The sequence below is a fragment of the Neobacillus niacini genome (assembly GCF_019749295.1).
Classification (GTDB): domain Bacteria; phylum Bacillota; class Bacilli; order Bacillales; family Cytobacillaceae; genus Neobacillus; species Neobacillus niacini_D.
Genome location: NZ_JACWFG010000002.1, coordinates 1 through 24,398 on the forward strand (window position 1 = coordinate 1; position 24,398 = coordinate 24,398).

Annotated in this window: 18 protein-coding genes; all 18 read right to left on the reverse strand. The window is 38.4% G+C overall.

The genetic code is table 11. The features are described from left to right. Positions 1–325 precede the first annotated feature (325 nt). On the reverse strand, positions 326–913 hold the full coding sequence (locus H0184_RS03750; RefSeq protein WP_260631425.1) for a hypothetical protein: 588 nt from the start codon (positions 911–913) through the stop codon (positions 326–328). 172 nt (positions 914–1,085) lie between these two features. After that, entirely contained in the window at positions 1,086–1,577 is a 492-nt protein-coding gene (locus H0184_RS03755) for a hypothetical protein (protein ID WP_221821307.1), read from the reverse strand. Positions 1,578–1,734: 157 nt separating this feature from the next. Further along, positions 1,735–2,694: a siderophore ABC transporter substrate-binding protein gene (locus H0184_RS03760; RefSeq protein WP_221821309.1), complete on the reverse strand. Its 960-nt coding sequence runs from the start codon at positions 2,692–2,694 to the stop codon at positions 1,735–1,737. Positions 2,695–3,085: 391 nt separating this feature from the next. Further along, on the reverse strand, positions 3,086–3,691 hold the full coding sequence (locus H0184_RS03765; protein WP_221821311.1) for a hypothetical protein: 606 nt from the start codon (positions 3,689–3,691) through the stop codon (positions 3,086–3,088). Between the two features lie 13 nt (positions 3,692–3,704). After that, positions 3,705–4,670 (reverse strand): PP2C family protein-serine/threonine phosphatase, encoded by a 966-nt coding sequence (locus tag H0184_RS03770; RefSeq protein ID WP_221821313.1) that lies wholly within the window; start codon positions 4,668–4,670, stop codon positions 3,705–3,707. 6 nt (positions 4,671–4,676) lie between these two features. Beyond that, entirely contained in the window at positions 4,677–6,230 is a 1,554-nt protein-coding gene (locus tag H0184_RS27955; protein ID WP_221821315.1) for a DUF6382 domain-containing protein, read from the reverse strand. 18 nt (positions 6,231–6,248) lie between these two features. After that, positions 6,249–6,767, reverse strand: a complete 519-nt coding sequence (locus tag H0184_RS03780; RefSeq protein WP_221821318.1) for an A24 family peptidase — start codon at positions 6,765–6,767, stop codon at positions 6,249–6,251. 14 nt (positions 6,768–6,781) lie between these two features. Beyond that, entirely contained in the window at positions 6,782–7,408 is a 627-nt protein-coding gene (locus tag H0184_RS03785) for a TadE family protein (RefSeq protein WP_221821320.1), read from the reverse strand. 15 nt (positions 7,409–7,423) lie between these two features. Further along, positions 7,424–9,676, reverse strand: a complete 2,253-nt coding sequence (locus tag H0184_RS03790; protein ID WP_221821322.1) for a DUF5702 domain-containing protein — start codon at positions 9,674–9,676, stop codon at positions 7,424–7,426. 36 nt (positions 9,677–9,712) lie between these two features. Further along, on the reverse strand, positions 9,713–10,372 hold the full coding sequence (locus tag H0184_RS03795; protein WP_221821324.1) for a TadE/TadG family type IV pilus assembly protein: 660 nt from the start codon (positions 10,370–10,372) through the stop codon (positions 9,713–9,715). A gap of 42 nt (positions 10,373–10,414) precedes the next feature. Beyond that, a complete protein-coding gene (locus H0184_RS03800) occupies positions 10,415–10,600 on the reverse strand; it encodes a Flp1 family type IVb pilin (protein ID WP_221821326.1) in 186 nt (61 codons plus the stop codon). A 38-nt stretch (positions 10,601–10,638) separates the two neighbouring features. Beyond that, a complete protein-coding gene (locus H0184_RS03805) occupies positions 10,639–11,499 on the reverse strand; it encodes a type II secretion system F family protein (RefSeq protein ID WP_221821328.1) in 861 nt (286 codons plus the stop codon). Between the two features lie 3 nt (positions 11,500–11,502). After that, on the reverse strand, positions 11,503–12,396 hold the full coding sequence (locus H0184_RS03810; protein WP_221821330.1) for a type II secretion system F family protein: 894 nt from the start codon (positions 12,394–12,396) through the stop codon (positions 11,503–11,505). A gap of 13 nt (positions 12,397–12,409) precedes the next feature. Next, positions 12,410–13,654, reverse strand: coding sequence for a CpaF family protein (locus H0184_RS03815; RefSeq protein WP_396953575.1), 1,245 nt, complete (start codon positions 13,652–13,654; stop codon positions 12,410–12,412). Continuing rightward, positions 13,650–14,762 carry an AAA family ATPase gene (locus tag H0184_RS03820; RefSeq protein ID WP_221821334.1) on the reverse strand — a complete coding sequence of 371 codons (1,113 nt, stop codon included), beginning with the start codon at positions 14,760–14,762 and terminating at the stop codon, positions 13,650–13,652. Before H0184_RS03820 ends, H0184_RS03815 begins: the two co-directional genes overlap by 5 nt. A 538-nt stretch (positions 14,763–15,300) precedes the next feature. Then, positions 15,301–22,092, reverse strand: coding sequence for an InlB B-repeat-containing protein (locus H0184_RS03825; protein WP_221821336.1), 6,792 nt, complete (start codon positions 22,090–22,092; stop codon positions 15,301–15,303). 52 nt (positions 22,093–22,144) lie between these two features. After that, positions 22,145–22,693, reverse strand: a complete 549-nt coding sequence (locus H0184_RS03830) for a hypothetical protein (RefSeq protein ID WP_221821338.1) — start codon at positions 22,691–22,693, stop codon at positions 22,145–22,147. 11 nt (positions 22,694–22,704) lie between these two features. Continuing rightward, positions 22,705–24,393 carry a serine/threonine protein kinase gene (locus H0184_RS03835; RefSeq protein ID WP_221821340.1) on the reverse strand — a complete coding sequence of 563 codons (1,689 nt, stop codon included), beginning with the start codon at positions 24,391–24,393 and terminating at the stop codon, positions 22,705–22,707. Between the last annotated feature and the right edge of the window lie 5 nt (positions 24,394–24,398).

A 24,398-nucleotide genomic window follows, 5' to 3' on the forward strand; every position in this document is an offset into this window, starting at 1 on the left:
AAGACAATCGCTGATTTAATCACCATATCTAAGTTAGAATTGATAACGGAATCTTTTAAATGGTCTAAATCTAGGTTAAACTGTAAGTGAGTCATTTTATTTCCTCTTTTCATTGTTTATCGTCGCTGAAAACAGTGTTGCCAAGAGTGAATAAAATGACTCTTTCTTTTTACACAATTATATGGACTTTATCCAATAGCCGGAAATTCTCCGCCTATGATTTCTCAACCCTACACGAAAATCAACAATGAATAATAACCAGAGCCTTTAATAAAATAAAAACGCTATATAAGACACAAGGCAGCCTTATTTAGCGTTGTAAATCCTATTTGACCTTTACAAACGTATCAAAGAACTCCTTTCTTTTTCCATCATCGCCAAGAATAGGGTTACTAAATTTCTCATGCCATGTTCTTTCCTCTACACTTAGTTCCTCTACCTTAAATCCTAAATAGTCATTGACCTCTTTACGATCTAAATCCACGGAATATGTTTTCCCGCCATAAGGTAAAACCATTGAAGTGGAGTCTAAATCAGGAAATTGACGCAGCAGCCTTACATTTTCACCTACAAAAATCTTTTCAATTGCATCTCCTGTTTCAAAATACCCTTTGTACTCTTCCTCTGTTAATGGGCTGTCTGGTTTAGCTTGTTTAAATTCATCATAAGAGCCGTAAAATTTTATTAAACCTTTGTTTTCTGTGACTGAAATTGTTTTAATAAAAGTACGACCCATAATATTTTGGGCGTACGCTTTAAATGCTTCTTCATCTACAGTTTTCGTATTTTCTTCCTCTTTCACTTCTGTTGTATCTTCTCCGCCGCCAAAAATGGCATAAACGATAATAACAGCAATAACCCATACCCACCACTTTTTATAAAATGGTTTTTTTACTTTCTCTTTTTTACCCAATATGTACCACCCCCTCCAATTTATAAACATCTTTATTTTGCCATTTTTAGAAAAAATTATGAATATACGTAACTGTATTTAGTACCTTTTATTTTACTCTTTGACAATCTTTATCGATGAAATGCCGCGAAAAAAAAACAGACGTTACTCCTTGCTGGAATTACGTCCGTTGTTAAAGATGTTCTTTATTACATTTTATGATGTTTGCGTGCAGGGGCAGAATGTACCTATACACAAGAAAGAAAATAGGAATACTAAACAGATGGTTCCAATGAGTAAGCTTCATATACCCTGCCTTTGCCACCGCCCATTCAATTAAGAAAGAAAGAACTGTAAATATAATAGCCAATTTCCATTTATGATCTCTTTTAAAATAATTCAAATAAATAACTGAGAGTGATGAAGGAACGAAGTTGTATGTGATAAATTCACCTATTCCTACAATATTTGGGTCACCGAAATCAACCAAATCTAAATACTTTGCAAAGATGCTATCCGACACCCAAGTGGCAAAGCCAATCACCCCTATGGTAATATAAAGCTCTCTCCAACTGATCTCCTTCTTAGGCATGAGAAGAGCATATGCTAATAATACAATCCCAAGTAAAACTGGCAGCCAAAGTCCCTTTGCGTTTAGATCTAAACTCTTAATAATCGACTCCATAAGAAATCCCCCAACACAAGTTAATAATAATAGGGTTTCCAAATTAAAGTAAATTACAAAAAAAATCTGCTTTGTTTGAAATACCTTAAACTTTGTCGGGGATGAATAGAAAAATGACCACTGTTATGTTACAGTGGCCAAGAATGATAGTATTTTTCTATTCTAATGCTGCTTTGACTTCTTCTACCATAGATTGTGTTGAAGTAATCCCATTTCCTGCGATGTACCAGTTCACTGCGTCTAAGTATACAATCTTTCCATTTTTATACGCATTTGTTTTCTGTACTAGCTCATTTTCGATGGTTTCTTTGGCTCCTACTTCCCCGCCAACTGCGGCAGATCGGTCGATAACAAAGAGAACATCTGGATTTTTTTCTAAGATATATTCAAACGTGACACTTTGACCGTGCTGTGAAACTTCAAGGTTTTCGTCGACTGCCTTGAAACCAAACACATCATGCACAAATCCATAGCGTGAACCTGGTCCATAGGCACTTACTTTTCCTTCATTCGCCAATAAAATTAATGCTTTGCTGTCATCTGCAGAAGCTTCTTTATTTAGCGTTTCAATGCTTGCTTTTAACTCATCCATTTTAGAATTAAGCACGTCTTCCCTTTCAAAAACCTCAGCTAAGAGCTTGAAATTCTTTTCAAGGGAGGACATGTAGTTTGCATAATCTACTTCTACAAACACCGTTGGAGCAATTTCTGCAAATTGATCATATAGCTCTGCTTGTCTTCCTGAAATGAAAATAACATCTGGCTGTAATTCGTGCAGCGCTTCAAAATCAGGTTCTTTTAAGCTCCCGACATTCGTATATTCAGAACCTGCGTATTTCTCCAAAGTCTTTGGTACGATTGCTTGTGGAAGAGCTGCTATTTCAACACCAAATGTATCCAATGCGTCAAGTACTCCAAAGTCAAAAACAACTACTTTCTTAGGGTTCTTCTCAATGGTAACCTCTCCGTATTTATGAGTGATTGTGACTTCTTTTGTTTTTTCTTCTGTTTTTTCTCCTTCAGAACCTGAAGATTTGCTGGTTTCCTCTGTGCTGCCGCAAGCAGCTAACAATAAAATCAATGTGAACATAATAGATATAAAACGTAGTTTTTTCATCCTTTTCGTCTCCTTTTTAATGAAATTTAACCAAAATACTTATGTACAGTCGTTGTGTATCGACCATTCTAGCTGGTTAGAAAAATCTATCTGTCTACCAAATAATTCTATATCAGCCCCTCTTTATTTTCATTCTAGTTGAAAATGATTATCATTATCACAATTAATATAATATATTTTCAGACAAATCATGTCAATAGGTAATTGAGAACTATTTTCATCTAGTCCTTAGGGCAGATCTCACGACTTATATTATAGTTAATGCCGGCCACAAGATATGTCTCCACAGCTCCGCAAATAAAAAAAGGGTGTGCTAAGCACAACCCTTTACTGACTTTTCCAATTATATTATTATATGAAAAATTAGCTTTCGGCAGAAACCCACACCAGCCTATTTTCCCGCAAACTCCCAATGAATTTCATTTGAAGTCAAACCATCACCAAATGCGAGGTGGTATTCTTTGTCTTCTAAGGCATCATAGACGATTTTCATTGTAACGGTTTGATTTGGTTCGATGAATTCTACTTCGTCTGTAATATGAACGGCAATTGCATAGATTTCTTCATCAGATAATGGGATTACTCTGCCATCACTATAAACAATTGAAGAAGTCTCAATAGCCTTGTCAGAAACATTTTTAAAGTGAATGGTTGCTTCGATTAGTTTTCCGTAGCTAGAGGTCTTTCCTTCAATACTGTCGATAAAATCGACACTTTCAGGAGTAACTTCATAGCTTCCGATAGTAGATTTAATTAATCCTGTTTCACCCATTTTCAGGTACTTAATCTCGTCACTTGGGCTTACTTCTGAATCACTGCTCTCGTCTCCGTCCTCTTTGCCAGAGTCAGTTGTTGTACCTTCACCGTCTTTTTCTGTTCCTGTTTCTTCGGTTTTTGTACCTTCATCTTTAGATTTAGAACCTTCACTATCCTTTGAACATGCTGCTAATAAAGAGAATACTAGTATGGCTGCTAGTAAGAAGTATAGTTTTTTCATTTGTTACCATCCTTTACGCTTTTATTAGATTAGTAAAAAAATCTCTTAAGCCTTTTCGGTCCAATGCTATCTTTTGTAATAACATCGCAGAAATATTATCTGCAGCGTCCTTTTGTTGATTGGCCAGTTCCACCAGCTCATCCGTGATCGACTGTAAATTTACTTTTTTACTTGTTCGACTTAGAATGAGATTTTCGATACTAGAATCAGAAAAAAGAGAGTAAAAACCATCGCTGCAAAGTAAGAAAATATCTCCTTCGTTACTATAACCTTCCTGAACAAATACATCAAGACCGGGTTCGATGCCCAAACATTGCAACAGGACATTTCTCCTAGGGTGCACTCTTGCCTCTTCTCTGTTTAACCGGCCCTTTTGGACCTCTGTCTCTACCCATGAATGATCATGAGTAAGTTGAATCATTCCTTCTAGATTACTAGAGTTTACAGGTTTTTGATTACACGCATTTTCAGTTAATACTTGAGTCGGCAAGCATTGATCACTGAGCGGCTGTGTAATCTCATAGGCATATTCACTCATTTTACGAGTTGAGCAAATCTTTTTGGCAGAAATCTGATAGATTCGACTGTCTCCTACGTGACAGATACCAAATTGATTTTGGTGGAATAGAATGACAGATAAGGTGGTTCCGGCCATCACTCCATCCTGATAGCTTATCTGGATTAACTCCTCATTGATTTCAAAAAAAGCAGCTTTTAAGCTTTCGATACTCGCAGATAGAGATAACCTTCCACTTACGATGTGAGTAATATTTTGATCCCACCATTGTTTAATCTTAGAAATAGCCAATTCACTTGCCTTATCGCCTGCTTGGTACCCGCCCATACCGTCAGCCATTAGGGCAATCGCATAATCCTGCCCTTTACCTTGAGTAGAATAACGAAAAAATGATCGATCCTCATTGACCTTTTTTACAGGACCAACATGTGTTGACAACCCATATTCCCAAACACTTTTCATGTTGTTTTAGAAACCTTTACGAAAGGTATATTGTTGTTTAGCAATGGTAATCAGATCTTGGTCTTTTAATGGGTAGATGGTATGAGGGACAAGTTTTTGATCATTCAGTTTCGTTCCGTTACTAGAGTTTAAGTCTCTTATTCCATATTCCCCGCTCTTCAAAACAATTTCAAAATGTGTCCGCGACACTCCATTCACTTGTATCGTATAGTCACACGTGTCAGGGTTTCTGCCAAAGATAAAAGCTTCTTTATCAATGGTCACTTTTTGAATGCCCCCCGGTTGATTCAGTTCAAGGTAAGGGTACGGTTTGCTCTGACTATTTACATCCGATAGAAGTACAGTAGCCGCTATTTCTTCTTTTACCACATTGGGCTTCGATAATAACGTTGTTTGATTTTGCAGGTTTTGATAATACTCATCAGGATTTTGATACAGCACCTCATTGGAAAGAGTCCCATCTTGTGAGCTGCTGCTTGCGATTTCTTTTGGTACGGCGTCATTATTTTTAGTCTTCTTGCTTTTCTTTTGTTTTGCTACTTTCTCTTTTTTCTTCCCTTTGGAGTGTTCACTATCTTGCTCAGTCGTACTTCCTGGCTTAATAATCGCTAGGATAATAAAGGCAAGATCAACCGTTAATATGGATAATCCACTAGAAATGAATAGTAAACCTTCACTAGGATTGTCTATATACATTTTCCAAATTAGGGCTATGACTAAAATGGATGCAGAAATCGTAATGAACTTGACCCTTTCTGAAGACATTTTAGCGTTCCCGCTTTTTACAGCAGCATCCGAAACCTTAACCTGCTTTTCATTAATAGGCTTACCGGGTGCTGCAACCTTTTTCTTGCCAAACGCAAGCTTTGGTTGTTTGTGACTACTCATAGAAGGGTTTACTGGCTGCTGTACAGGCACCCTTTCCTCCTGCGCTGGAATGTTTTTGTCATATTGAGGAGTGTGATTGTAGCTGCCAGCAGTATGAATATGCTTATCCAGAAGCATACGCAGTTGATCCATTTTGAAATCAGAACGTTTCAGGTAATTTAAGATTTCCTGAAAGCCATTCCCTGTTAGATTCGTGACATTACCGATAAGGTGAATCATTAATTCTCGAAATTCATCTTGAAAAGCGGGTTTAGAATGAATTTCTTTTAGGGGAATATACATAAAACGCATGTCGTCAAAACTATTTCTTACATAAATAAAATCACTGTTAATGACAAACTTACTTTCGTCCAGCAAGTATTCTTTGCTTTCTTCCAATTTCATTAAGATCTTATTCAGTAATTCGAAGAATTCTTTCGCACTAATCTTCCTGTTTTGAATGTAACTAGATAAAGGCTGCAGACCCGTAACCTGATAATGTAAGGTTACATCTAAATTAATTTCTTCCATTTCTAAAGGTATTAATAAAGGAATCGAATTAGCCTGAATCATTTTGACAGATAAATCATCTAATTCCTGACTAGTAATGGAAGGTTTATCTTTATAAACTTCAATAAATGTATTTTGACCACTTTCATATTGTCGGTAGTCTAAAGAATAAAGCTTGCTCACTAATTCTCCCCCTCCTTTTTATAAAATGACATAATAATAGGTTGTAATCATTCCTGGAATTACGGCGTACATGAATGGAAAGGTTAATGCCTCTTTTTTCTTGTACTCCTCTAATACCTCTTCTTTAGTAGAAGAACTCTTTAATTCTAGAATCTTATAAAAAACACCCAGCATCCGTCTGAAAAAGTCTCTTCGAAGAATTAACAGTACGAGACCAATCAATCCTGCATAGATGACAGAGTACATAATTCCGTATAGTGTAAACTCAATTCCAGAAAATGCACCAATGGCTCCAAATAGTTTTACATCTCCGGCACCAATGGCTTTGAATAAATATAGAATTAACATAAGAACAAATCCAGCCGCGAGCCCGATAACAGAAAATATCAGTCCATTTATACCATTTAACACAACATGGAATAGTAACCCCAGCACCGCCCCGCTTACAGTTAACCAATTAGGGATTCTCCCGAATCTTCCATCAAAAAATAAGGCAGTAAGCAGGAAAATGATGAATGGATAAAAATATAAAGCCATAAGGTCAATCCTTTCTACTTTCCAATCCAAACATGCTCATAGGCTTGTTTTTTTATTTCTAACTGTTTTTTTACAAATGGCAGGGGAAGGTCAACTTTATAGGTTACTTCCATCCCAAAGTAAGGAGAGCCATTACTAGTTAACAAATTCGGCAATTCTACCTTTGTAACTTTCAAGTCCTCTTCGTTGGATATATTCACATCCATGTAGTGGAGAACTAAGGGTTCAAATGCAGCTGCTGCTCCACCGGTAAGCGGGATTCCTGAGTTAAGGAGCTCTTTCAATTTATCAAAAGGTATGTTGTAGTATTTTCCAATGGAGGAATTAAACATTCCGCTCAGGAGTCCTACATTACTATCCACTTTTGCCTTCATATCTTTGGCAGTATCTGCGTAATACTTAAATTGCTGCCCCACATGCGTGCCTTCAAAAGCTGTTTTGGCCATATCGTTAATCACAACCACTGGGTACACATGTGTTGCAATCTGTTTTGTTGCTTCCGCCGTAGCATGGTCAACGGCTCCATCGTAGATACCTAACTTGACCATACTCGTTAGAAAGATAACAAATAAAAGGAATATGGGGAGGACTAAGGAAGCCTCTACAATAATACTTCCGTTTTCTTTTTTGAGTAGTAACAACTTTTATCCTCCTCCTTAATAAGAAAAAGCACCCTTTTTCGTAAATTCAAAACGGTCCTTATCCACTACTTGACCATTTAGTACGCCTGTCTTTCCTAAGAAATCTGCAACTCCTGGCAAGAACCACAAATCAACCGAGCTTGTTACCTCGCCTACAGCCTGAACAGGCCGCTTTGATAAATCCACTCCCGTTTTAAAATCCGTAACGGCTTGAGTTCGCATCATTTTATTTTCATGTTTTCCATTCGTTAAGAGGAAGAATCGGATATGGTCTCGATAACTAACCATAAATTCAGCTCCAAACTTACCGAATTTTTTTGCAATGAATGGCGGGAAAAACTCAGTTGTTCTGCCCATATCCGTCATCAATCGCATGTCCCTTACTGTACCTGTTAGGGCTGCTGCAACAGCTACAATAAAGATTAAAGCAGGATGTCCTAATGCTTTTGTTGCTGGATCCATTAATTGGCTGACCATATGCATTGCAAAACGCATACCGAATAACTGTGAATAAGCGGCCGCATAGTTGGCATAGGCCATCGGGAATCCATAAATAATGTATTCTACTTCTTTTTTAGCAAAATAATAGGATTCTTTATTGGTAATCGAATAAGGTTCACCAGTAGTGAAATTTCTCAACACATACTCATTAAAATAGATTTCATCTCTAAAGGAATAAAGGCCCTTACTGATAGAACCCATGATGGCATCCATAATACCCATGGCGGAATCAGCGGCTTTATTATAATCGTCTAAATCTACCTCTGCCGCTTTCGCCTCAGCAATACCATTATTTACGCTTTGGTATGCTAAAAACTTATCATGGACTGCTTTATAAATGGCATCTTGCTCCGCTAAATCGGCGACCATACCAACAGCCTTATCATGCTGCTCTTTTGCAGCATCCATTTCTTTTTCAGCTGCCTTTTCTTTTTCATCCTTTTGGTTCTGTTCCGATTCAGACAATCTTTGCCTGTTCGTCATAAAATTACTGTGGAAGGCTAACACACTTGGCTTGGCAGCATTATAGCTATCAGCAATGTCATGGATTCCAATTAATCCTGCCCCTAATTTTGCAACAAGCGTATCCGCTTTTTCCCAATTTAGCTCCCCATTAAAAGCATTTTTAATCGAAGTAGCATTCAATGCTACTTGGTCAACATCATCACTAGCTTGGGATAATAAGTCTTTCCACTTGGTCATAATTTTGGGGTCATAGTACATTTCTGTCAGGTTAATTCCCTCAGTAGATCTGCCTCTGCTTGCTACTTCCTGATCTACCAAACTCTTAATTTGGTCGTTTTTCTCAATGGCAATATTTAATTGTTGAACTGCCTTTGATAATTGGTTATTGGCAAGATTTTGAAAGTGCTTCTCCACTTCCCCTGCCAATTTCATAGAATTCTTTTTATAGTCATCCACTAATTTTTTCAGATCGGCGATTTGCTGTTCTATTTCCTTTATCTCTTCTTCTCTTTTCTTCTTCTCTTCTTCTGTCTCCCCTTCAGGAGCCTTCTCTTTTTCCTTTAATTCCAGCTTTTTAATGCCAATCTCACCAACGGCCAATGCTAGGATATCCAACTGAGCAATAATATCCTGTAGGACTTGGATTACCCCTAATGCCTTCCAATTTTGCTCATTCGCTGGTACATCTTTTCGGGATGTGGTAATCTTGTCGGCCATATCTTTGTTTTCGATACTTGTTTTGATTTGACCAATCAGGGTTTCCACCTGATCTAACGCCTTTTCCCTATCGTTATAAAGTGGTTCTACCTGACTCATTACATCAACAAAAGCTGAAGCTCCTGCCACATCTTGCTGCAATTTATCCATATTAAATTTTTCAAGAATAATCTTTGTATATTCAATAGGAGCAATATACTTCATATTTTGCAAGACTTGTTCTTCGTACACATCGAGATTCGCTAGTGTGAAATCCGCTCCAGACTTCGCTACAGAAGAACTCTCTAATTTAGTATCGACAAATTGGAAGTCTGCATCTTTGACGTCTAGATTTTTCTTGACTACATCCTCAAAGATTTTCTTCGGATCTTCCTTCATCCCATACAGTCCGTATGGAAGAAGTGTTTTATCAAAGGCAGCCATGGCTGAGCGTACACCTGTTTTAACCGCACGCTCCGTTTGTTTTTCAGCAATAAAAATTCGGGCGTAATCAATTAAAACCGCATTAAAGATAAATACAACTAAAATAATTAAAATCAGAAAGATGGAAACAACACCCTTTTCAGATTTAAAAAGAGTTTTCAAATATATCCCTCCGTACTACTGGAAAACGCCTTATTTTTACTTGCCTCCGCCAGTTTGTTCATTGGCCTTTTGGCTGTTAAGGATTTGTACATTTCCTTGTAATTCTTTTGCATAAACCTTGATTAGTTCGACAGTACGGATAAACTCAACTGGGTCAGTGATCGTTGCACTTGCTTTGACTTTTACATCGCTGCCAAGAAGTTTTTCAACGAAATTTGGAAAAGGGAGCTGCTTATTCAACTCAACATACACTCTTTTTTCGGCAATATCGTTTTCATAATAGACTTTACCCGATACCGAACCAGATAGGGCAGAACCAGTAATCTTAGAAAGCTTTCTACTGACAAGGTCACCGCCTGAACCTGAGCCAAGCGTAACGGCAGAATTTGATCCGCCGCTTCCAATTAACTGACCAAGTAATTGATCATCCGTTAAACGCCAATATAGACCATCACTTGCGCCTGGTGAATCTAATTCACCTGTCACAATATCCATATGGCTATTTGTCCACACATACGAAATTCGGTTTGCAGCCTTATTGGCATAAGAATATAATTGGACATTTTCATAGATATAGATACTTAAATATAAGATCCCTATAATAATGAAGAAAATAATCGGAAAAATAAGGGAAGCTTCAATAACAAAACTTCCCTTATCATTATGTTTTAGCTTTTTAATGAAAGGGCATAACATCGATATAACCCTCTTTCTTTTTAAAGAATACTTTTGTTTTATCTACTTTAACAAGTCATCCATTTTATCATTGTTACTCTTGAAGATCTTTTCAACCATTGAGGTAATTTGGTCTCTAAAAATGAGTGCTAAGCCAATAATTACGGCAAGAATTAATAGGATTTCTACAATTCCAAGACCTTCCTCATCGTTCCAGAACTTCTTAACCATTTCTTTTACCTTTTTCATTTTTACTTCCTCCTCTAATCTCTCTAGATTCTATATATTTACATCATGGACATCGCCGGGTACCCAATAATAACGAGTACCACGATAAAGATGATAACCATTGGAAAAACTAGTTTTGTTGAAGCTTGCTCACCACGTATTTTTGCAACGGTCTTCCGTTTTTCCCAGAGTTCACGTGATAAGTGCCTTAAAGATATAATCAGTTCACTGCCTCGTTTGTAGTTTAATAGAATCGTAGAAGTTAAGACAGAAACCTCCTGCACGCCGCAGCGCTTATTAAACTGCTCCATAATTTCTGCAAAATTACCATTATTATTAATCCCTGCCGCTACTTCTTTTAGTTCACGATACAAGGGATGTGTATTAGCATCTTTTCTTTGACTTACGGTTCTTACAATCGCCTTTTCGATATTAGAGCCGGCATTCGCCAAGAGAATAACCTTACTAACAAACTCCGGTAACTCTATGATAATATCTTCTTTTCTCTTCTTGATTTTATCGTCAAGCTGTTTATTGAGTAAGATGGGTAATAGAATGGCTAATACCAATCCAAAGACAATCATTTCGAACCCGCCATCGGCAGCCCCAAATAGAGCGCTAAACAATAAACAAACAAATGAAATAGAGATGAGTTCAGCAATATGCATTTTCGTAAACCCAGGACCGCGGCGATAGTCATAAACTTGAATCACTTTTTGATTCACGCCTGTAATTTGACTAGAAAAGCGTTCAATAATTTTTAATTTATCAATCATCGAAAGCGCCATCGGGGCAAAAACAGTAAACTTAAAATCAGCCTTATATTCTTCGATAAATTCCTTATAGTTCTTTCTGCCACTTACATAAAAGGCTAAAAAGATAATCAATAAAACCCCTAGGTAAATATAGATTCCTAGCATAACTCACACCCTAATATCCATAATTTTTCGAAGCACCCAATAAACAAAACCCAAGACGGCAATACAAGCAGTCATGATAACCGGTCCAGCTCCAGGGAATTCGTACAATGGATCCATGTATCCATTTCCTGCAAATGACATAAAGGCGATAATCCCTAATGGCGCCAGAATTAAAACGTTAGACTCTAGCTTTTTCCCAGAGACTAGGATTTGTATTTCTTGCTGTACTTCTAGTTTTTCACTAATAATGGTGGACGTTCTGCTAATAATTTCTACAAGGTCTCCACCCGTACTCGTACTCGTAATGAATACGTCGGAAAAATTCGTAATATCATCGCTATCGGCTCTGTCACTGAAATCCTTGATTGCACTTACAATATTATCGCCGTTTGCAATTCTTCTATTGATGAGTTCTAATTCACGGATGATGTATGTATTCGGGTCCGGATATAATAAACGAAGGTCTTTTACAATTTCCTTAAAAGCCTGATCAACCGATTTTCCTGCAGAAAGGGCGGAGGAAAGTGAAAAGAGCATTTGTTTAAATTGCAATGTCAGTTCCCTTTTTCTTTTATCTCTGAGTTGTACTCTTCTAATCTTAGTAAAGTAGAATCCTAGTAATGAAAAAATTGCGGCAACGATTACATTCATATAAAAGAGATAGCCTACTAGGAAACAGAAAAATGCGCCAACTAAAATAGCTGTTATTTTTTCATTTTTTGACAAGTGATATACAGAGTAATCAATAAGTTCCGGGCTGTTACTCTTTTTTATATTTAAATCAGACGAACTCGTTTCTTTTGACCCGGCATCACTATTTTTTTTACGTTTATCCATCAAGACAAAGATTAATCCGGTTATGCTCACTGCTGCTACAGCAAAAATAATGATTTCCATCTATCCACTTCCTCTAGTACTTTAAAGTATCAGGGTTAATACCTGCCATTTTTAGTTTGAAATCATGGATGATTTTATTACCTGTGGGCTGTAAGCTTCCAATCACTTTCCCGTCCACTTCACCTTCTTCAATAAATTCAAACAAGGGATTCAGTTGAATTTCTCCATTCACAACATCCAACACTTCACTGATGGCAATTACTTTTCTTGATTTATCCCGCAAACGCCCTAAATGGACCATGATGTCAATCGCAGAACTGATTTGTTTGCGGATTACCTGTATGGGAAGGGCTGCCCCGCTCAATACCATGGTTTCTAAACGACTTAACATATCTACAACGGAATTGGCGTGTCCGGTGGATAAGGAGCCATCATGACCAGTATTCATTGCTTGCAGCATATCAAGGGCCTCTGGACCCCGTACCTCACCCACAACAATTCGGTCTGGCCGCATACGGAGAGAGGACTTGATTAAATCACGAATATTGATTTCCCCTTTCCCCTCGGTGTTGGCATTACGTGTTTCCATGCTTACTAGGTTGGGGACATTCTTAATTTGTAATTCGGCAGAGTCCTCGATTGTAATAATCCGTTCGTCCTTTGGGATAAAGTTGGACAACACATTCAGGAAGGTTGTTTTACCGGAACCTGTTCCGCCGCCAATAAAGATGTTTAATTTAGCCATAACCAATTTTTCAAGGAAATCTGAAACCTCCTGCGGCAATGCACCCCATTTAATAAGATCTTGGATGGTGACCGGTTTCTCTGGGAATTTACGAATCGTCATGGTTGGCCCTTTAAGGGCAATAGGAGGTAACACGACGTTAACACGTGAACCATCGAGCAATCTCGCATCGACAATCGGACTGCTTTCATTGACAATACGATTGACTTTACCTACAATTCTTTTGATAATTTGATCCAGCTTTTCTTCACTTTCGAATGCAACTTTTTCTTGATAGACTCGACCGTCTCGTTCAACGAAGATTTCCTTATGACTATTGATCATAATCTCGGTAATGGAAGTGTCATCAATTAAAGGCTGGAGAACATCAAGTCCGCGCAGTGTCGCATAGATACGGTTGATGAGCTGAAGTTTCTGCGTGGCCGTCATGTAGGCCTCTTTGGAAAATTCCAGCACTTTGCTTTCTACTAACTCAAATACCTTTTTGTCTCCATCTTCACCATCAAATCGATCTGTTGAAGTGATGATATCGTGAATTTCCCCTCTTAGCTTTTCTATTTGGCTTTCATCAATCAACTAAGACACCTCTATTTTTCTCTAAAAGCTTTTGGTATAACTTATTTATTTGGTCATTATAAAAGCGATGTGAAGTAAGTGAGTCACCATCGCCAATTGTCTTCCATTCCGAAACATAAGGCAGTTGATAATTGATTTCCAACCCATATTCTAATAATGGGGAAGGAATATTATTTTCACCTAAGTATTTATTAAGAATAAACTCAACCTTAAATTGAAAATCATCATCTTGAAGAATCCTTTTATACCCTTCAAGAGCAGACTTTGACTTATGGAAACTTTGGACATCTAACACAAGCGGCCATAACGTTACGTGGCTCAACTTTAAGCTGGCAAGCACCCGCTCATCTAGGGATGAGTCTAGATCGATGATAATATAATCGTAAACTCCTCGGTTCTTCAATGAAGTGAGAATATTCCCGATATCTTTTTCGGTTGTATCATAGATTTCTTCTGGGCGGGATTGGATATTAAAGTAATCCACAGTGTGACCATCTTTACGAATCAAGGTCTCCAGTTTCGTATCCAATTGCTCACCTTTTGCTTTTGAAAAATAAAAAACCTCAGAAGAATCGGCTACTCCTTCAGTATCAAAGAACAATGGCAATGAACTTACTAGTTCTAGATTAAAATAAAAAACACGCTGCCCCTGACTTGCAATGCAGCGTGATAAATTAACTGCTATTGTTGTTTTACCTGAACCGCCAATGGGAGAATACACAGAAATAATCTTTGCAGAAGCATTAGATGACCGTGTAATTTTCTCGACTTTGTTTTGTTCATAAAACTCTGCTAAGGCATTAGTTAATAACATCGTTAAAGGTTGATATTTTAATAATGCTGTGTGGGACTTATATTGGTCCGTTTGAGTTTCGGAAAGGACGATAAGTGTTTCTATCCTTGAAGTATCGAGAGGGATTAATTCTGGCGTGGTTAGTAAGATATTGGTTTTTGATTTTCCTTGCAAATATGTATTCAAATCTGATTCATTGTCAAAATATTTTACTGCAAGCTGACTGCTAAAATCAGATGTTCGTATGAAACTAGAAACAGATTTTATATAGTTTAGATCATTGTCTGCAATGATTACGCTGACTCTACTCATAACAACCCCCAAATTAGCCTTATATCAATGATATGTTTATAGAATTAGATAATGTTTAGTATTTTAGCTATACCGCCAATGATAAGAACAGCAGATAAAACACCTAATAGCACTGCGATACGCACGGACGTTTTTTTATCCACATTCACCCTCCTAAGCAACCAAAATGCATAAGTACATTATAGTATTATTACATTCTCATGTCTCTAGTCCCGAACTCCTAGTTATTTCCATGAATTTTTATTTCACTATACTATTTTTCCTATTACATTTTTAATAGGCTAGAGAAGAAAAAATTAAGCTGTGTTAAATGGTCTGTTGATTTGCACTCCAGGCACTTCGCTTTCCGCGGGCGGTCCGGGAAGCCTCCTCGGCGCTAAAGCGCCTGCGGGGTCTCCCCAGACCCGTCCTCCCGCAGGAGTCTTCGTGCCTTACGCGCAAATCAACAGAGTGCCAATACCAACATTCGCGTTTAACACAGCCAAAAATTAAAAGAATGCACTCGAAACTGAATTCGAGTGCATTTCTTTTTTGTATACTATTCTTCTACTGGCTGTTTTTTCTGTTTGCGGTAGACAAAAAGTCCTGCTAGTGCAATACCTAATCCACCTATCCCTCCGAGAGATCCTGCGAACAGCGGTGTATTGTTGTACCAGCGAACTAAGAAGTTGGTTGATACGATTAGCTCATTAACTCCTTTTGTAAGTTCGTTTCCTGCCGCATCGACAGCAACAATCTTAACCTCTTGTTTCTCGTTAGAATTCGGGATACTGAAAGTGAAGTTCTCCCCATTTTCTTGGTGCTCTACTTTTTTATCATTCAAGTAGATGGCTGCACCTTCAAGAACCAGGTTATCCTTTATGGAGATGGTTACATCTTTGTTGTCCACTGGATATTGTTCGCCACTTTCAATATCGATTGGAACGATAACCGGTTTCGTTTTGTCGATACCGAATGAAATTTCTGCTTTTTTCGTTTCATCAATGTTTTCATTGATATTTCCAGCAGCATCTTCTGAGTAGATTGTCACAGTATAGCGGCCATCGCCAGTAAATAATTCCTTTTTGACCACATACGTATATTGACTCCACTTACCTTTTCCGCCTGTTTCTGTTATGGTGAAATCTTTCCCTTTCACCAAGTCAGTTGGTGTCCCATTCTTAGTCACTTTTATCGTAATGGATTCGGGTTTTAAGTTGTCAACATTTGTTTCCGTTACAATGACATCTTTTTCTTTCTGAACAAATTTACCATCAATACTCTTCAAGTTTTCTTCGAAGGAATAAACAGAACCGAAACGGTTAACAGAGAAAGTAATCTCTTTGGTTGATACGTTTCCTGCCAAGTCTGTAAGAGAGGCGGATAATGTATAAAGGTCATCCACTTCCTTCGTTTTTTCGAAGTTCTTGAACGTATAAACCTGACCGTTGGCTGCATCACTGTAGCTTCCATTTAAAGCAACTGAACCTCTGTTTGACCCTTTCAAGCTAATGCTTACTTTATTTTTATTAAAGTTTGTATCCGAATAGGAGATTACGGGAATAACATCGCCATTATTGGCTGTCTGGTCAAGAACGCCTGTAATCTTTAATTCAGGTACCGTCTGGTCCACAATAAATGTATCACTTGCATAATCATCCGCGGCATTTCCTGCCATATCACTATACTCTATATCAAAGCTGTACTTTGCATCGCCAGAATACTGGATGGTTGCTGTATGAACATCACCTTTTGTAGTCCAACGGCTTACAGCAGGAAAGGCTGCTGCACTACCATTATCAGTTGCGGTGCCTGTCACCTTAATACGACTAGTTTCAAAGTTATGCTCGGTAATCGATATGGTTGCCGTTCTGCTAGCTTTATAGTAATTTCCGTTGGCAGCAGTGTTATTGTTATACGATACATTTATAACCGGTTTCGTTTTATCGATTGTAAACTTATCCTGAGCAACTGGGGCCGCAGCATTTTGGGCGTTGTCACGATAGTTAATATCAAATGTGTAATCACCGTCTGCTGTGTAACTGACGGTTGCAGTATGAGTCGTTTTATTTGGATCCGCATTATTGACCGCGGTTTTCCAACCTGATAAAGCTGGAACTGCACCATCTTTGTTCGTAATCAAATGAACCACATCACTAGCTTTGAAATTACGCTCTGTAATCACAATCGTTGCGGTACGATTCTCTTTGAAATAATCAGCATGTTGAGGATCTGCTGTGTTGTTATCATACGTAACCTTGATCGTCGGAAGTGTCTTGTCAATGCTGAAGGTAATTTCATCCTCCGAAGTGTTTCCTGCACGATCTGTAATCTTTACCTTTACGACAATACCATTACTGTCATTGTTAACATGAATCGTTTGGGTCATTTCCTGAACGAGATTCTTATCTGTCTTGGTTACAAGCCACCCATCAATCTTATTGTCCTTCTTAAAGGTTTTCTCATGGTCAATTTCAGTGGTATTTCCCACCTGATTCTGAGCCCTATCGTTTGGAGCGGTAACCGACCATTCAACCTTGCTAAGACCTGAGTAAGTGTCCTTAACACTTAACTTTACAGGAACGTTATGGCTATAAAGGTCTAAATTTTTATTATCTTTATAGGTTGTTTTTTGTCTATCGAACGTAATATGTTCTTTTTCACTATCATGCTTGGCTTTATCCTCTATAATCGCACCTTTTGGTGTTTCAAACTCTCCCATGTTATCAACATGGTCAATGGCCTTTGCAAAAATCCGCCCTTTAAATGAAGCTGGAACAGTAAAAGTTACTTCACTTGTGGTTAAAACTGGCTCAATATTTGCAATTTCTGACTCTTCAACTAGAGAAATTGGACCTGATGCTGGTACGGCATAGAAATTACCAGTCTCATAATCTTGTAAATAAATAATCATCGATTTTACTTGCGTAGCTGCCTCATTTGGCACATCTGGGTCTTCTGCTTTTACTGTAACTTGGGTGGACTTTTTGAAGTAGTAACCATAGTCATCCAGCTCAATAATGTCATTAAGCTCGCCATGAATACCAGTCTTTTCACCATCAGCTGTAAAAGTGAAACCAGAGATAACAGGGTCACTACTATCGATAAAAATTGTTTTTTCTAGTTTATGAGAGTTTCCTGCATTGTCAATGACTTCAACAGAAACATCATATGAACCATTCTCATTAACAGGAATACCCATATCAAAGAGTTGTTTTGTACTAAAAGAATCGATTTTTGGATGATGCTGCTTTTCTGCAAGGGCGTCATAATAATATTTATATTTATCTGCTTCTGTTAGAATTTCTTTTCCATTCACTTTAATGACAACCGCATTTATACCAGAATCGGTATCTTCAACATTCACATTAAACGTTACAACACCGCTATAGAATTCCGTTTCCTTACCAGTGGTCTTTTCAATACCCACATATGGATTGCGTCCATTTTCAGGAGAAACGGTAATCGCTGCAGCAGGTTTATTTTTCTCAATCAAGACTACTCCGCTGTTACCCGACGCAATGTTTGAGTTTGCAGAGGTAACGAGGTATGGTACCTCACTCTTGTTGTTTACATTGTCTGTCACTTCGACAGAAAATGTACCATTAAAGCTTGATGCATCAAACCTAAACTCTGCAACTGCTGTCAAAGCGTCCTTTTCGACTTTCTCCGGAGTGATAATCTTTTTATCATCTGTTCCCTCTTGGGCAGCAATCAACACGATATCCTTAATTCCGGAAGCATCGTCCTTAACATTGGCAGTGATTTTAATTTCTTTATTGAAGAACGTACCAAATGTAAGGTAATTTAAGAATTTAGCAATGGAGCTCTCATTCACCACTTCAAAGTGAACCGAGTCTTTACCTTTTGCAAGGGTTGGATTGATTTCGTCGATATAAAGAGTCCTCTTTACGACCTCTTGTTTATTCGTGTTACCTGCATTATCCTCTACCTCGACAGAGACATTGAATAATCTTCCCTCTTCCACAAGTGAACTTGTTTGAATATGGTCAATCGCTGGATTCTTTTGCCTTTCGCTAAGGCTTGAGAAATCGTACTTCTTGTATTCCTTATTGTTAATATCAATACTAACGTTATTAACACCAGAATGCGGGTCATTTGCCTCAACATCTAACTGAACATCTTCACTGTAAAATTCAGTGGTTTCCCCAGTTGAAACATGAACACCTTCATAAAAATCCACATCTTTTCCATGAGTGACATTGATTTTAGCAGAAGGAGCAACTCCGTCAATCATAAATAGCCCTTTCCCTTTTTGGGGAATATTGGAGTTTCCGTTTGTTATAGCATAAGACTTTTTATTGTTAACATTGTCGGTTACTTCTACTGCAAGATGTCTTTCAAAGCTCTCGACATCCAGTTTGAACGTTACTTCACCTGTTAAAGAGTCGTTACTGTAGGTTTCTGAAACCAACTTCGGGACTACTTTCTCGTCATCTGGATTTACCGGATTCGTAACAAGGGCAACATGTTTAATCCCAGCTGCTTGATCCTCGACTTTTACGGTAACTTCGAATCCTTTCGTAAAGAAACTTCCAAATGGCAAGAATTTCATTAAGCTATCTAATTCGCTAATTTCTTCAACAGTAACTGATTTGCCAGGGGCAAGCGTTGGAACTTCTTTATCGATCACAATTGATTTCGTTTTTTCTTCACTTTGATTTCCTGCATGATCCTTCACATTTACAGAAACATCGTATGCTTTATGCTCACCTGCTGTAGTTTCTGTAGCTATAGGAGCAAGTGTTGGGCTTTTTTGCGTTTCCTTTTCTGTCGAAAAATCATAATCTGAATGTCTCTCGTTGTTAATATCAATAGTAACGGCATTTACACCAGCATCAGCATCATATGGTTTTACACCTATCTGAACATCCTGGCTATAAAACTCCGTTTGATCTTCACGGACATAGGAAGTTACGTTTTCTTTATGATTTACATGTATTTCGGCACTAGGAGCTTTTCGGTCAATCATAATGATTCCATTACCATCAGGATTGATATTCGAATTCTTACTAGTTACCTTATATGTTTCTTGGTTGTTCACTTTGTCAGTAACCGTTGCTTTAAGCGTTCCGTTAAAGCTTTCTTCATCGATGATGAATGACGCTTGTGCGGTTAAGCCATTGTTGATAAAACTGCCATCCACCAATTTGGGAACGACTTTTTCATCGCTGGTTAGCAATGAAATACCTTTAATTCCTGAAGCCTCATCACTTGCCTTAACAGTCACTTTCAATCCTTTATTATAGAAAGTTCCAAACGTAAGGAAAGAAATGATTTCAGCTGCTATGCTATCATTTATTTTTTCAATGGTAACGGCCTGTCCTGGTGCGAGTTTCGGCTTGGTCTTGTCAATATGAATAGGGACGATTTGTTCAGCAGAAACATTTCCTGCTTTATCCTCTGCCCAAATCTTATATTGACCTTGATAATCAGCGTCTACTGTTTTAAAAGAGTAAACACCTGTTTTACTTTCCAGCTTCGTTCCCTTATCATCAGGATCAGCCATATTACGATAATAAACATTCGCTATGTCAGAAGAGTAATCAATCTGACCCACAGACTCCTTGGCATTATCAATCCCGAACGAAACGGAAACAGCGTCACTGAACCACAAAGAGTCATTTATGGTTTCCTTGTTTGGTCCGTCTAATGAAGGAGTTTGAACAGTAGGACTTTTTTTATCAAAAGCGATCACTAAATCGCCGGGCAAATCCACCTCCACCCTTTTATTTCCAATTAATCCTGGCACTCCGGCAGAAGATCGTACAATGATCTTACTTATAGTAGTGGAGCTATTGATGGAAACGGAATCCACAAAGGATCGGGAAATATCTACTTGGTCGTATGGTGCTTTAGGTGTTATTTCTACAGCTGCATCTGTTGAGTAAACAAGAACTTGATTATCTTCACTGTCAAAATAAGAATCAACTAAATGCCCTGATGCAGGTGTAATAGCAACGTATTTCTCCCAAGTTCCTTCTAAAACCCGCACACCTTCGAAGCCGACCACTATATCAGCAGGTCCTTGAATATCGCTTAATGTATACGTGTAGGTAACACGCTCACCGTCTTTGTTTTCAGTATAATCATCGACAGGTTTTCCATTAACAGTTAAAGCGGCAATTTGATAGGAGGAATCTTGTGGTGTAATGGTAAAAGTCACGTCACCGTTATGCGTTACTTCCTTCGTACTAGGTGTAATTTCCCCATAACCACCTTTTACAGCTGCCTTCACTTCATATGTGTTAATCTCAAAAGTCACGACCACACTTTGATTTTCTGTTACTTTTGGAAGTTTAAACTCACGTTTTACAGTAGACTGAGTCACTTCTGTTGGTTTTAAAAGCTCTTTATCACCAACTTTAACACTTTTAACATGATATCCTGTTTTCGGGCTAATAAGAATGGACGGTTCTGAACCATATTCCACTGTGATACTTCCGCCGTCTGAAGTGATGGTTTCATTCTTATCAACATCTTTTATATCACCTAAATCACGATTATAGTTAAAGGTTATCGTATGCGTGTTAATCGCAAATTTGACGTTAACCCTATGGTGGTCATCCACATTTTTAAATGTGTACGCATATCCGGTGCCCGTTAGTGTACCATTTACATCAGTCTTAAGATTAATCTCAACACCATCAATGGTAATTTTATCGATATGGTAACCAGTATCTGGCGTAACAGTAAACGATGCATCAGTATTAGGCAGAATAGTGTTGATTCCGCCGTACTTACTGATAGCTTTGCCTGTACTTCCCGTTACCGTACCGTTGCGATAGGCGTCATATGTAATGAAATAGGTCTTTTTAACAAATACAACTCTAATACTTGTATCGTTAGAAATAGCAGGGATGGTTTCTGCGAACTTCCCTTTGTCTGAAACTGTTTTAGATTTACCGCCAATGGTGACAGAGCGAATTTCATAGCCTGCCTCTGGGATAATGTTTACTTCAACATCTTCACCCTCCACCACTGAAACAGGTTTCGTGTACTCAGAGCTGTTGATTTCAACCTTCCCCGAACCAGACTGATATACTGTTACGTTATAGGTAACTTTCTCAGGTTCTGGTGCTGGTGTGGGCTCTGGTTCTGGTTCTGGTGTCGGTTCCGGTGTCGGTTCCGGCGTTGGTTCCGGTGCAGGCTCTGGCGCTGGTTCTGGCACTGTCTCTGGCACTTGCTCTAGCACTGGTTCTAGTGTTGACCCTTCGGTTTGTTGTGTCGCATCATTTGTGATGGCCATAACTGGTAGATTATGGAGGACCAGCATGAATGCCAAAATCACGGCCAAGATGCGTGTGACCTTTGACTTCTTCCTAAACATCTCTCTCTCTCTCCTTCTCTCTACGACTGTAAAACAGTATGAAGTCGTTTTTTTACTTGATAACCTCGCTGGAATGGGTGACTTTGATGTCCTTTACTTTCTTAAAACCAACTGCTGGAATGTTTGCCTCATCAGAGGAATCTGATAACAGGGTAGTTCCCTGCTTGTCTCTTAAAACTTCACTCTCATCAAGCAATAATTCCGTTGCAGCCATCCCATTCACCAATACTTCTGAATCTTCCGACAGGATTTCAGTTGCCTCTGGGTCTGTTAAAATTTCTGTTTCAGCCATCATTTCTGCCGGCAGCTTATGAACGGGTAATGGTCGAGACGTTTCCTCCGTCTTTCCCAGCCAGCCTGACCGTGATGCTAACTGCCTGGAGAATATTCCCTTAAGGACGTTAGGCTGTGAGCGTTTAGTACCGTTCATTTTATGCTGTTCCCGGATTTCCTGAATCTGCCTGGCTGCTGTTTTGCCCGTCAAATCCCAAATTATAGCACGTATATGCATCTTGAAAAATAGGACAATTGTTATAATTAGCAATACTCCTGCAAGGGAGTACCCGATGATGGAAATGATTAACCATGCTGTTGCATCCATTGTAGTACCCCCTATTGATTCCTATATGCGTTATTAACTGCTTTTTCTGTAACACCAAAACGATTGATGACATCATCTTTTATTTGTTGTGTTTTGTCTGTGGTAACTGAAACATTATTTGTACTTTTTTTCACAGACTCTATGACAGAAGAGATATCATCTTCCTTAATCCCATCCAACTTAAATTTCCTAGCATAGGCTTCGATCGAGTACATAGTCAATTTATAGAGTTCTAGTTTTACAATTTCACTTTCATCCGGACTATTTTCAATCAGTTTTAGCAATTCCTTTATATTTTTCCAATATGGGCTATATTTTCCCTTATCCGATGCTTCCTCAATGTGAAGGGTGATATCTTGATTGAACTTACCGATATCCCGGTAGACGTTAGCCATTCCGTAATAATTCCGATCTTTACTGCCATATGTAACAGCATCTTCAAACCACTGAACGGAGCTCTTCATCCGGGTAATTCCATTGTCACTATCACCGCTTTTCCCATAATCGTAGTAATACCAATACACCTTTCCGACTTCAAAGGCAAGGTCACCATAATCAGGATTTTCACGGAATTGTGCTAAATGAGGATTAATTTTTTTCTTAAATTGCTCTTCTTCCTCTACGGTAAAAGCCGTATCATTTTTAAAGGCATCCATTAATCCTAGATAGGCATCATTCACAGTTGGTTTTATATCAATGGCTCTTAAGTAATAGTCAATTTTACTCTGATCTGAGGCAGCTTTCTCCGCCATCAGAATATTATTATCATAATCTGCATTATTTGTATGATTTTTCATCGCCTGGGCAGATATTCCTACACCTAAGCTCAATAGAGCCGCACCAGCAACCATACTAAAAGTGCGAAGCTTCGACTTTTGTTTTGCCCGGTATGCATCATCTTCTTCTTCATAATGATGGAGAGCATATAGCAGCTCGGCACAAGATTGATAGCGATCCTCCGGGTTAAGCTGTGTACACTTTTGGATTATTTTCTCAAGACCGCCAGATAATTGCGGATTCCACTCCCTGATCCTGCGTAACTCATACGGCGGCTCTGTTGGGTTATGTCCCGTTACCAAGTGATACAGTGTAACACCCAGACAGTATACATCGGTCCTTGGATCCGTCTGACCTTTTCCACCGAATTGTTCAGGCGCTGCATACCCCTTTGTGCCCAAATTAACAGTATCCGCTATATTTTCTTGTTTGTATTCTCTAGCAATTCCGAAATCTACCAATTTTAGATTTCCATCAGGTTTCATCATGACATTGGCCGGTTTCATGTCGCGATAAATAATAGGTGGATCATATGTATGTAAATAATCCAGCACTTCGCTAAGCTGTTTTGCCCATTCAATCACAATTTCCTGCGGCTGCGCCCCATATGTTTTCAAAATTCGATCCAGCGGCTCGCCTTCAATGTAATCCATAATGACATAAATAACATTGCTTTGATCAATAATGTCTACAATACGCGGCAATGAGGGATGATCAAGCTTTTTTATCAAATGTGCTTCAGCAATCGCACTTTGAATGACCACTTCGTTATGTTCATCTCTAGCCCTTTTTTCAATCTCTTTTACCGCCCACTGTTTGTTCAAGCGTTTGTCCATGGCTAAGTAAACCTTTGACATACCGCCTTCTCCAATCAGCTTCAATATTTCATATTTACCTTCTATTACTGAACCTATTGCAGCCAAAAGAA